Source organism: Enterococcus sp. B2E4, from assembly GCF_030499455.1.
Taxonomy (GTDB): domain Bacteria; phylum Bacillota; class Bacilli; order Lactobacillales; family Enterococcaceae; genus Enterococcus_D; species Enterococcus_D casseliflavus.
In genome coordinates this window covers 131,559-142,638 of sequence record NZ_JAUKPK010000015.1, presented here as the reverse complement: position 1 = coordinate 142,638, position 11,080 = coordinate 131,559, and the positions used below count along the sequence as shown (strand labels likewise).

Genomic DNA, 11,080 nt, shown 5'->3' with positions numbered 1-11,080 from the left:
CAACGATTATCTGTACATTTACACATTAATAAACACGAATGTTCGCTTTTTAACCATTTGATTGAAAGCAGATTCCTCTTTAGAAACAGCGAAGGATTTATAAAGCGTTTACAATATTCTTTTTTCATGCTATATTTAGGTCGTATTGTAGCTACATTCAAGGAGGAGTACTATATGTGGTCGCTAAAGAATCGTGCTGAACTTTTTTTAGCTCATTTATCAGACAAAGAAAAACAACAGCTCCATAACGAATTATTGGCCGTGCAGCAAATCCTTTCCATCAACCAACAAACAAGTTTCTATTTATTCAGTCCCTTCAAAAAAGGGGCGCGCCCTCATTATGCCGAAGAACAAAAGCGTGTTCTACAATTTCAAAATGAACGCAATGACGAATTGATCATTCATCAAATCCATCGCCAAAGCTTATTTAAACATACGTATTCTTTTCGGATTTATTTTAATTTAGAAGAAATGGACTTTTCTTTCTTGGATGATCTTTTGCATCTTTTGAAGGAACAAAGCCAGACATCAACGTTTAAATTGAGTCCAGCGGCAAATTGACTGAGTATCCTTCAATAAAAAAAGGTAAAATAAACAAAAGCTCGTAATTTATCGGGCTTTTTTTGTTATACTATTTTCAGACAACAGAAAGGATACGATTATGCTATTTACGAAACAATCATTTGATGCTTTTTCTTTAGAAACGTTAGACGAACGAATGGAAAAAATCCGTGCCGAGATTCAGCCGATTTTTCAAACGATCGGTGAGGCAGCGATCCCATTAATTGAAGAAAGCTGCCAAGAGCCTTTTTATTTGCATATTGCTCAGCACCGGCGCAGAACCGTCTACCCTCCTGCCGAAACCTGGGCAGGGATCGGTCCGAACAAACGAGGCTATAAAATGGATGCCCACTTTCAAATTGGGATCAATCAAGCGTATGTCTTTGTTTGGCTCAGCGTGATCGATCAACCGAAAAATCAGGCAACGATCGCTGAATCCTGGTTGGCCCAAAAAGAATTATTCGATCAATTACCAGCTGACTTTACACTTTCTCCTGATCACACAAAATACGACCACCACCCTATCGCCATGTGGCCAACCTATCTGGAACGATTGAAGAAAGTCAAAAAAAGCGAGCTTCAAATTGGAAAGATTTTTCCGAAAGAAATGATCGAAGACGTTGAGATGGCGGATATTTTAGCAGTTTATCAAACACTGTTGCCGCTTTATCATGCCCGTATGACGGCTTTGAAGGAGGAACAATAATATGTCAGAAAATCGGCGCTCTCGCAACGAAAAGCCAGCGAAAAAGCCCAAGCGCTTCGTCTGGTTGGCACTTCCTGCCGCCTTATTGGTACTAGGCGGCGGCTATTATGGTTATACCATCTATCAGGATCGGCAAGAAGAAGCCGCTGCTAAAAAAGCCCTCACTTCCTTTATCGACGCTTTGGCCGATCAGAAGTACAGTGACTTGCCTGCCTTCGTGTCTGAAGACAGTTTAGCATCAACCGGCTTTACCGCAGACGAAGTCTCTGCAAAATACGAAGCGATCTTCACTGGTATCGGTGCCGAATCATTTAAAGCATCCGGGATTGAGGTAACTCCTAATGACAAGGATTCCGATCAATTCAATTTCCAATACAACGGTTCCTTGACCACCTCGTTAGGTGAATTAACCGAGCTTTCTTATAGTGGCACGATCACTGTAGCTGATAACGAAGCCAAGATCGATTGGTCCCCTCAGTTGATCTTTCCAGGAATGGAGGGACAAGACAAAGTCAGTATTTCCGTAGATAATGCCACTCGCGGTGAGATTCTCGACCGAAACAACGAACCACTAGCAGAAAATGGCACGCTTTATCAGTTAGGCGTCGTTCCGGGGCAACTGGGCACGGGAGACGAAAAAAACGCCAATATCAAAGCGATCGCGGAACGTTTCGACCTGACAGAAGAAGCCATCACTCAAGCGTTGGAGCAATCTTGGGTTCAAGATGAGTTGTTCGTCCCCTTGAAGATCATCGAACCAACGGATGAGATGCCAACTGGAACAAGTTTAAAAGAAACGACTGGACGCACTTACCCACTTGGGGAAGCTGCCGCCCAACTGATTGGTTACTTAGGAAATGTAACAGCGGAAGATATCGAAAAAGATGAAACACTAGCAAGCAACGGACAAATTGGTCGTAGTGGTCTAGAAGCTGCCTTCGATAAAGAGTTGCGGGGCGAAAATGGCGGAAAAATCGCCATCACAGATGAAGACGGTGCTGAAAAATCGGTTCTTTTAGAAAAAGAACGCGCAGATGGCAAGGATATCCAATTGACTATTGATGCCCAAGCCCAAAAGACGGCGTTTGACTCCTTACAAAACCAAGCAGGAGCAACGGTCGTTACCGAACCCAAAACTGGCGATCTGTTGGTACTTGCCAGCTCGCCAAGTTATGATCCCAATAAAATGACCCAAGGGATCTCACAAGAAGATTATGATGCGTATGAACAAAATGAAGACCTGCCTTTCATCAGCCGCTTTGCTACGGCCTATGCACCTGGTTCGACCTTTAAGGCCATCACTGGTGCGATCGGCTTGGAAAATGGCACGATCGATCCTACGCAGAGTATCGCGATCGATGGATTGAAATGGCAAAAAGATAGCTCGTGGGGCGACTACTTTGTGACGAGAGTTACTGATGTAGCTTCTGTGAATCTCAAGGATGCACTGGTATACTCTGATAACATTTATATGGCGCAACAAACCCTATCTATGGGCGAAGATGCCTTTCGTGACGGCTTGTCGAAGTTGATTTTTGGTGAAACATTGGATTTACCGATCGCGATGAATCCTGCTCAAATTTCAAATGAAGACTCCTTCAATTCGGACATTTTACTGGCAGATACCGGCTATGGCCAAGGAGAATTGTTATTGAATCCAATCCAGCAAGCGGCGATCTACTCCGTCTTTGCCAGTCAAGGGAAGCTGGCCTATCCCCGTTTAGTGAAAGAGGCAGAGCAAAAAGACAAAGAAGTCTTTAAAGCAGAAACGATCGATCAAATCAATCAAGATTTGACCGCCGTTGTTTCCGATCCAAACGGAACTGCACATTCCTTGGCAGCATTAAACATTCCATTGGCTGCTAAGACAGGAACAGCTGAAATCAAAGAAAAGCAAGATGAAAAAGGCCAGGAAAACAGTTTCTTATTTGCCTTTGATTCGCAAGACCAAGGATTTCTGATGGTCTCCATGCTAGAAGATCGCCAGGAAAACCAATCAGCAACTGGTTTAGCACCTGAGCTATTGACCTACTTAGCTGAACATTATTAAAAAAAAGCCGCAACCTTCAGACAAGGATCTGAAGGTTGCGGCTTTTTTCTTATTCGGCTAAACCGACACGTTCAAAGATCGTGTCGACTTGTTTTAAATGATGGTTGTAATCAAACGCATCGTCTAAGTCTGCTTTGGACAACACATCCGTAATGGCTGGATCAGCTTCTAATAGTGGACGGAAATCCGTTTGCTCATCCCAAGCTTGCGCTGTTTTTGGCTGAACCAAGTCATAGGCTTGCTCTCTTGTCATACCGTGATCGATCAATTTCAACATCACTCGTTGGCTGTAGATCAATCCAAAGGTCGCATTCATATTGCGCTTCATATTCTCTGGGAAAACAGTCAGATTTTTGACGATATTGCCAAAGCGATTCAGCATATAATCGATCAAAATCGTCGTATCCGGAATAATGATCCGTTCTGCCGATGAATGTGAGATATCCCGTTCATGCCACAGTGAGACATTTTCATAAGCTGTCACCATATGGCCGCGAACGACTCGTGCAAGTCCCGCCATATTTTCAGAACCGATTGGGTTACGCTTATGGGGCATGGCAGAAGAACCTTTTTGTCCTTTGGCGAAGAATTCTTCAACTTCTCGGGTTTCTGATTTTTGTAAGCCCCGGATTTCGGTGGCAAATTTCTCAATGCTGGTTGCGATCAACGCCATTGCTGAGAAATATTCAGCATGTAGGTCACGAGGCAATACTTGTGTGGAAATATCTTGCGCACGAATCCCTAATTTTTCACAGACATACTCTTCGACAAACGGTGGAATATTTGCAAAGGTTCCAACTGCTCCGCTGATCTTTCCTGCTTCGACCCCTTTTGCTGCCCGCTCAAAACGCTCGACATTGCGTTTCATTTCCGCATACCATAAGGCTAATTTCAAGCCAAAGGTCGTTGGTTCCGCATGTACACCATGGGTACGTCCCATCATTACGGTATGTTTGTATTCTTTGGCTTTTTCACCAATGATCGTCACGAAACGATTTAAATCTTCCCGAATCAAGTCGTTGGCTTGCTTCATCAAGTAGCCATACGCCGTATCAACAACATCCGTCGACGTCAAGCCGTAGTGGACCCATTTACTTTCATCACCTAAAGATTCAGAGACTGCTCGGGTAAAAGCAACCACATCATGTCGCGTTTGCGCTTCGATCTCTAAGATACGGTCGATATCGAAGGTTGCTTTTTCACGAATCAAAGCAACATCCTCTTTCGGTATCTCCCCTAATTCCGCCCAAGCTTCATCCGCCAATATTTCTACTTCTAACCACGCTTGGTAACGGTTTTGATCGGTCCAAATAGCACCCATTTCTGGTCTTGTGTAACGCTCTAACATGTTATTATCTCCTTTAATCCCAAATATTGGTTTGATAGATTTCTTCAGTGGTCTCTGCGATATCTTCCGTCAAAACAGTGATATGACCCATTTTACGCCCGGTTTTCGCTTCTTCTTTGCCATAGTAATGGAATTGCCAAGCAGGTTTTGTGGCAATCAACTCATACGTTTCTGTCAATTCATCGCCTAAGACATTGACCATGACTGCTGGTGAAAGCAATGACACTTCTGGTAATGGCCAGCCACAGATCCCCCGGATATGGGCATCAAACTGACTCATGGAACAAGCTTCGATCGAATAGTGACCAGAATTATGCGGTCGCGGTGCCAACTCATTGACATACAAGCCGCCGCTTTTAGTCAAGAACATTTCGATGGCTAAAACGCCTTGCAGATCCAAGGCCTTCGCAATAATATGAGCGATCCGTTTGGCTTCTTCGGCAACTTCTGGATCAATGCGCGCAGGAGCGATCGTTTGATGCAAAATATTGTTGCGGTGGATGTTTTCTACCACTGGGAAAGTGGTAAAGGTTTCTCCATTACCAGCAACTAAAATCGACAATTCTTTTTCAAAAGGAATCCACGCTTCTAATTCGCACGTCCCTTCACGCAGTAAGTTCATCGAAGGCGCTAAGTCCGCGGTACTGTATAACACGTGCTGCCCTTTTCCGTCATAACCGCCTCTAGTCGTTTTTAACACACAGGGATAACCGATACTGTCGATGGCATCTTGGATATCCGTTGGACTGATGATCGTGGCATAAGGTGCAATTACGATATTGTTAGCCTCTAGAAATGACTTTTCTAATAAACGGTCTTGAGTGATTGCTAACAGGTCAGTCCCTTGAGGGATATGGGAATAAGGCAAAATGGAATTCAAAGCCTCGACACTGACATTTTCGAATTCATAGGTAATCACGTCGGCACGTCGAGCCATTTCTTCTAAAGCAAACACATCATCGTAGGCAGCAACAATATGCCAATCAGCGACTTGGGCTGTTGGACAATTGGCAGTAGGGTCTAAGACGCCAACCCGAAAGCCCATTTCTTTGGCACTCATTGCCATCATACGACCTAGCTGTCCTCCGCCAACGATTCCGATCGTTGCGTTGGGCATTAAAGGTTTAATCAAGTTGATCACTACTTTCCAATACAATTTCTTTTAATGTATTTCTTCGCGCGTCTAATTTCTCCGCTATCTCTAAATCATACATGGAAAGCATCTGCGCTGCAAGTAGTCCTGCGTTAGTTGCGCCAGCTTTTCCGATCGCTGTTGTTGCTACTGGTACCCCAGCTGGCATCTGCACGATCGATAGTAGGGAATCCAACCCGTTTAATGCGCGAGATTTTACAGGCACACCAATGACGGGCAACGTTGTTTTCGCTGCGACCATTCCTGGCAAATGAGCTGCTCCTCCTGCTCCTGCGACAATGACTTTGATTCCTTCTGCACGAGCAGTTTCGGCAAATTCGAACATCAAATCTGGTGTACGATGTGCCGAAACGACTTTTTTCTGATAAGGTATCGCTAACTCATCTAAAATCAAGCAGCACTCCTTCATTGTTTCCCAATCTGACTTGCTCCCCATAATCACTGCAACTGCTGGTTTCATTTGATTTTCCCTCCAACGATTTTTTACTAGTTTCTTCTGAAACAAGCTCAGAAGCATTTTCTCACGAAATTAGTTTGTTAGCAGCAGTTTGTCACTGCGACCCAACGCCCCTTGCATAACACGTTATGACTAACAATCACTTTCACCTTTAAATAGTAACGAGTTGCCGGAGCAATGTCAAAATATTTTCGAACTATTTGCTAGCTTAACATTGGATCGTTCGTTTTTATGGCTAAGAAAACTATTCAGTCTTTCTGTTTGGTAGGAAAAAGACAAATAAAGGAACAATACAAAAAATCCAGACGAATCCTCGTCTGGATCAAATCGACTTACTGTTGCAAGCTCAATTCCGTCACTTCGTCTGTTTCTTTCGGCAATCCATTGAAGAACAGGTTCAAAACAATGGCTGTCAAACTACTCATGACGATCCCATTGCCTGTAAACATTTGGACGGTTTCAGGCATCTGACTGAATAAGGTTGGCATCATATTGAACCCTAAACCAAAACCGATCGAGACCGCAATCACTAACAAGTTCTTGTCATTCATAAAATCAACTTTGCTCAGCATTCGCATCCCTTGAACAGCGACCATGCCAAACATCACTAACATGCCGCCTCCCAGTACTGCTTCTGGAATGATTTGCGCAATGGCACCAACTTTTGGAAACAGCCCTAATACGATCAAAAAGATAGCTGAAAAGAAAATCGGGCGTCGTGTCTTAATACCTGAAAGTTGAACCAAACCTACATTTTGTGAAAATCCAGTATAAGGGAATGTATTGAAGATCCCCCCAAGGATCACCGCCAAGCCTTCCGCACGATAGCCGCGCTTTAAGTCATTGCCTGTAATCGGTTTTTCAGTAATATCTCCCAGCGCAAAATAAACGCCAGTGGACTCTACCAGACTCACGATGGAAATAATGATCATCAAAACGATCGACCACAGATCAAAGGATGGTAAGCCGAAATAAAAAGGCTGAGGCAAATGAAACACAGGCGCATGGGCGATGGCAGAAAGATCCACCAATCCTAAGAGCGCTGCTAAAATGGTCCCACCGATCAAACCGATCAAAACGGCAATCGAGCGAATAAAGCCTTTCCCAAAGACCTGCACCCCAATGATCAAGGCAATCGTCACAAAGCCTAACAATAAATTCGTTGGATCACCAAAGTTAGCAGCTGCGGCATCCCCTCCACCGATTTTGGTGATGGCGACTGGAATCAAGGTCAAGCCGATGACGGTAATCACCGTTCCTGTCACCAATGGGGGGAACAAGACTTTGATTTTCGAAAAAATGCCAGCGATCAGAACAATGAAAATCCCAGCGGCAATGATCGCTCCGTAAATCGCACTGATCCCTGATTTGGTGCCAATCAAAATCAATGGGGAGACAGCTTGGATGGCACAGCCTAAAACGACTGGTAGGCCGATCCCGAAAAAGCGGGTAACAACTAATTGCAAAAGCGTAGCGATTCCGCACATGAAAATATCGATCGAGATCAAATACGTCATCTGAGCTTCATTGAAGCCCAGACCTGTTCCAATCAACAAAGGAACGGCAACAGCTCCTGCATACATCGCTAGCAAATGCTGCAAGCCTAAAACTGCTGAACGGCTATTCGTTTCTTTCATTAGGCATCTCCTTCTAAAAAGCTAACTTGGCCTTCCGACAATGAGGCGATCCGTGCTAGTGAAACAACAGGAATTCCCATTTCTTCAAGTAATTGTCGACCACTTTGGAATGATTTTTCAATCACGATCCCAATGCCAACGACTTTTGCTCCTGCTTGCTGACACAATTCGATCAATCCTTTTGCAGCTTGTCCGTTTGCTAAGAAATCATCAATAATCAAGACCGTATCATCTGAAGACAAAAATTTCTTGGAAATCGATACTTGGCTGGTCACTTGCTTAGTAAAGGAATAGACAGATGCAGTCAGAAGCTCTTCATCCATCGTCAAACTCTTTGCTTTACGGGCAAAGATCATTGGTACTTGTAACTGTTCTGCAGTATAAAGGGCTGGTGCGATCCCTGAAGCTTCGATGGTCACTACTTTTGTGATGCCGCTTCCTTGAAACCGTTCCGCGAAGACTGCACCGATTTCTTTCATCAACTCATAATCCACTTGGTGGGTCAAAAATTGGTCCACTTTAAGAACCCCTTCGCCCAGCACATTTCCGTGTGTTTTGATACGCTCAACTAATTTTTCCATCCTAGCTCTCCTCGTTCCTTTCTATTCCATCCTGAAAAAAAAGACACTCTTTTTGCCAAAGCAAAAAAAGTGTCTAACAGGCACGATTTTTACTTATAGTCCGATATTTACGGTATCGGGTAGAGACTGTCGACCATATTTCGACGATATACAAGTAATTTTTAAATGATAGATTCGATTATGCCTGTCTTTGATTAAAAACACAAGCATGGAATGCCCTTTATAAATAAAAATATTCTCATTTGTGGATCATTTCCTACTCTGGCTTCTCCATATCGCGATAGTGTTCCATCTTTTTACTGAAAAGCTCCCCATTGGACGGCGGCGTGTAGGTGATGGCATTAGCGCCTGCTTCAATCGTTTCTAAGATGCTTTCATCGGTTGGTCCACCGGTTGCGATGATCGGCAGCTTCGGATATTTTTTTCGGAAGAAAGCCACGGTATCTGCTGTGTCCTTGCCAGCACTGATATTGATGACTTTCACACCAGCTTCAAGCTTGGCATCAATTTCGGTATACTTACTCGTTACGGTACTGATAACGGGAATATCTACAACTTTACAGACCTGCTCTACAGTTTTCAGTGGCGTTGGTCCGTTTAAGACGACCCCGATCGACCCTTGGGCTTCAGCAAACATGCTCATATAAGACGAGCGAAATCCTTGGGTCAAGCCCCCGCCGACACCAGAAAACACTGGAATGTCCGCTGCTTCGATGATTGCTTTCGTAATTGCTGGGTGTGGTGTAAAGGGATAGACCGCAATCACAGCATCCGCATTTGTATTGCGGATGATCGCAATATCCGTTGTGAAAATAATGGAGCGGATTTGTTTTCCAAATATTTGAATACCGCTAGCCTCTCGAATAACTTTAGGCACTTTCACGATATCTTTGCGCAAATCGGTGGTGATTTTTGGCATATATTTTTCTTCCATAAGCAGCCAACTCTCTTTTCTTATTGATCAAATCGATTCAATTGGTAGGTTTCAATTACTTGAATGATTTTGCTGGCATAATCCGGATCCGTTGCATACCCTGCATCTTGTAATGCTTGTGCGGCACTGCGGTAGTCGTTTGCTGTCAAGACATTTACATAAAGTGCAGGATTCCAATCCACACCATTTACAAACAACATCGTATGATCATCCATTGATTCTTCCCAAGTATCATAGACACGAAAATCTCCTTGAATCGTGACCCATTCTCCATTATAAAACTCTTGGGTATCTAATGTCACCTTTTTTGAATGGCCAAACGACTTAATTCCAAATAAATTATTGTATTCACTGGCTAGAGAACTTTGACCCCAATCTGATTCAAGGATTGCCTGTCCAATAATGATACTTGGTAAAATCCCGTAGCCCTTTTGCAGTTCTTGTGCGTAAGGAGCGATGCGATCAATAAATTCTTCATGGGAGATGGCTTCCGTGTTTGTTTCTTCCTCTTTGGGAAGGGGGTCTGCCAAACTATTTAAGGAAAAAATAAAAGCAATCCCAATCAAGAATAACCCTAGAAAGACTAATGGGAAACGAGTCTTCTGTTTTTTTCGTCTTGCGCTCATTTTTTCACTTCCTTTGTCTGACTAAACACATTTTCAGAAAACAAATTGCCTCCATTCAGCAACAACTCATCTTGTGTAAGCTCACTGCTTTCTTGACTTTTAGCAAGAGAACCCTCATAGATCCAGTCCTCTGCCAGAGGATCTTCCCATTCGTGAGAGGACAGTTCTGCTTCTTTTCGAGCGATGTGTTCTTTTGCTTCTTCCAGAAACTCTTCAAAGGTCAACTCCTGCTCCTCAATGTAGGTTGCCACTTCGACCCCTACATATCGTAGATGCCAAGGCTCATAATCGATTTGCGTAATAGCATGTTTTCCTTTCGGGTAACGGATGATAAACCCATACTCCCTTGCATGAGCTTGTAGCCATTTTCCACCCTCAGTATCACCGAACCCCTCATTGAGCAGTTCTCCTGTATGATTTTGATACCAATCCTGATCCACAACATCAACAGCAAGCCCAGTATGGTGTTCGCTATAGCCAGGCTCAGTAAAGGTCAGTTTCGTGATACGAATTGCTTCTTCTTTTGTATGACCTTGACTCATCAGGGTGTTGACATTGGCATTGAATATCTCCTCTTGATACGCTACTGAACGGTAGGCAGAGACCATCACCAAAGGATGTCCTGCAGCTTTTGCGGCATCTGCCAGCTTTTCATAAGCTGAAACGATGCGTTGATCGACGAGATAGCCATTCGACAATTTCCCTAAATCTTTTTGGGCAATTTCGCTTTTGATTTTATTGTTTGGGCCTACCAAAACCAATGACCAATCATCCAATGAAACAGTTGGAAAATCCTCTTCGTTCACTTCATCACTAGCACTTGCTTGTTCTTGTGACTCTTGCGTGTTCCCATTTGGCTCTTTTTCATTTGTTTCTGTTGTTTCACCCGTTGATGCTTGATCTGTTGAACGAGCGATACTTGCACTCTTTGTTGGGGTGACTGCGGTCACTCGGTTCACTTGAATGGTTAAAAGAACCAGAAACAAGAAGCCCGCCGCCGCAGCCATTCCATAATACTTTTTCAAAA

General features: G+C 43.7%; 11 protein-coding genes and 1 riboswitch. Of the genes, 3 read left to right on the top strand and 8 right to left on the bottom strand.

Going from position 1 to position 11,080, the window contains the following annotated elements:
• The first annotated feature begins 126 nt into the window (after positions 1 to 126).
• The 3 genes from Q1X33_RS12070 to Q1X33_RS12060 all read left to right on the top strand — a co-directional run bounded on the left by Q1X33_RS12070 (position 127) and on the right by Q1X33_RS12060 (position 3,317).
• Entirely contained in the window at positions 127 to 561 is a 435-nt protein-coding gene (locus Q1X33_RS12070; RefSeq protein ID WP_005230014.1) for a hypothetical protein, read from the top strand.
• Between the two features lie 100 nt (positions 562 to 661).
• On the top strand, positions 662 to 1,267 hold the full coding sequence (locus Q1X33_RS12065; RefSeq protein ID WP_016611021.1) for a DUF1054 domain-containing protein: 606 nt from the start codon (positions 662 to 664) through the stop codon (positions 1,265 to 1,267).
• Position 1,268: 1 nt separating this feature from the next.
• Positions 1,269 to 3,317 carry a penicillin-binding transpeptidase domain-containing protein gene (locus Q1X33_RS12060; protein WP_005231934.1) on the top strand — a complete coding sequence of 683 codons (2,049 nt, stop codon included), beginning with the start codon at positions 1,269 to 1,271 and terminating at the stop codon, positions 3,315 to 3,317.
• A 49-nt stretch (positions 3,318 to 3,366) separates the two neighbouring features.
• Here the strand turns inward: Q1X33_RS12060 and purB are convergent, their stop codons facing one another.
• The 8 genes from purB to Q1X33_RS12020 all read right to left on the bottom strand — a co-directional run bounded on the left by purB (position 3,367) and on the right by Q1X33_RS12020 (position 11,060).
• Positions 3,367 to 4,665: an adenylosuccinate lyase gene (gene purB, locus Q1X33_RS12055; protein ID WP_005231933.1), complete on the bottom strand. Its 1,299-nt coding sequence runs from the start codon at positions 4,663 to 4,665 to the stop codon at positions 3,367 to 3,369.
• A gap of 13 nt (positions 4,666 to 4,678) precedes the next feature.
• Positions 4,679 to 5,806 (bottom strand): 5-(carboxyamino)imidazole ribonucleotide synthase, encoded by a 1,128-nt coding sequence (gene purK / locus Q1X33_RS12050; protein WP_015509893.1) that lies wholly within the window; start codon positions 5,804 to 5,806, stop codon positions 4,679 to 4,681.
• Entirely contained in the window at positions 5,790 to 6,278 is a 489-nt protein-coding gene (gene purE, locus Q1X33_RS12045; protein ID WP_005230004.1) for a 5-(carboxyamino)imidazole ribonucleotide mutase, read from the bottom strand. The genes purK and purE overlap by 17 nt, the downstream gene beginning before the upstream one ends.
• A gap of 329 nt (positions 6,279 to 6,607) precedes the next feature.
• Entirely contained in the window at positions 6,608 to 7,912 is a 1,305-nt protein-coding gene (locus tag Q1X33_RS12040; RefSeq protein ID WP_005230003.1) for a nucleobase:cation symporter-2 family protein, read from the bottom strand.
• Positions 7,912 to 8,493 (bottom strand): xanthine phosphoribosyltransferase, encoded by a 582-nt coding sequence (locus Q1X33_RS12035; RefSeq protein ID WP_005230001.1) that lies wholly within the window; start codon positions 8,491 to 8,493, stop codon positions 7,912 to 7,914. Before Q1X33_RS12035 ends, Q1X33_RS12040 begins: the two co-directional genes overlap by 1 nt.
• A 76-nt stretch (positions 8,494 to 8,569) precedes the next feature.
• A riboswitch (purine riboswitch) is annotated at positions 8,570 to 8,667 on the bottom strand.
• Between the two features lie 82 nt (positions 8,668 to 8,749).
• Positions 8,750 to 9,427, bottom strand: coding sequence for a hypothetical protein (locus tag Q1X33_RS12030; protein WP_010749577.1), 678 nt, complete (start codon positions 9,425 to 9,427; stop codon positions 8,750 to 8,752).
• Positions 9,428 to 9,447: 20 nt separating this feature from the next.
• Complete coding sequence (locus Q1X33_RS12025; protein WP_005229997.1) at positions 9,448 to 10,053, bottom strand: glycoside hydrolase family 73 protein; 606 nt, start codon at positions 10,051 to 10,053, stop codon at positions 9,448 to 9,450.
• Entirely contained in the window at positions 10,050 to 11,060 is a 1,011-nt protein-coding gene (locus tag Q1X33_RS12020; RefSeq protein ID WP_034696034.1) for a M15 family metallopeptidase, read from the bottom strand. Before Q1X33_RS12020 ends, Q1X33_RS12025 begins: the two co-directional genes overlap by 4 nt.
• Positions 11,061 to 11,080: the final 20 nt, after the last annotated feature.

Bases quoted from the DNA above. Each gene is read 5' to 3' on its own strand.
- Q1X33_RS12070 (WP_005230014.1), top strand. From the start codon at position 127: ATGCTATATTTAGGTCGTATTGTAGCTACATTCAAGGAGGAGTACTAT.
- Q1X33_RS12065 (WP_016611021.1), top strand. From the start codon at position 662: ATGCTATTTACGAAACAATCATTTGATGCTTTTTCTTTAGAAACGTTA.
- Q1X33_RS12060 (WP_005231934.1), top strand. From the start codon at position 1,269: ATGTCAGAAAATCGGCGCTCTCGCAACGAAAAGCCAGCGAAAAAGCCC.
- purB (WP_005231933.1), bottom strand. From the start codon at position 4,665: ATGTTAGAGCGTTACACAAGACCAGAAATGGGTGCTATTTGGACCGAT.
- purE (WP_005230004.1), bottom strand. From the start codon at position 6,278: ATGAAACCAGCAGTTGCAGTGATTATGGGGAGCAAGTCAGATTGGGAA.
- Q1X33_RS12040 (WP_005230003.1), bottom strand. From the start codon at position 7,912: ATGAAAGAAACGAATAGCCGTTCAGCAGTTTTAGGCTTGCAGCATTTG.
- Q1X33_RS12035 (WP_005230001.1), bottom strand. From the start codon at position 8,493: ATGGAAAAATTAGTTGAGCGTATCAAAACACACGGAAATGTGCTGGGC.
- Q1X33_RS12030 (WP_010749577.1), bottom strand. From the start codon at position 9,427: ATGGAAGAAAAATATATGCCAAAAATCACCACCGATTTGCGCAAAGAT.
- Q1X33_RS12025 (WP_005229997.1), bottom strand. From the start codon at position 10,053: ATGAGCGCAAGACGAAAAAAACAGAAGACTCGTTTCCCATTAGTCTTT.
- Q1X33_RS12020 (WP_034696034.1), bottom strand. From the start codon at position 11,060: ATGGCTGCGGCGGCGGGCTTCTTGTTTCTGGTTCTTTTAACCATTCAA.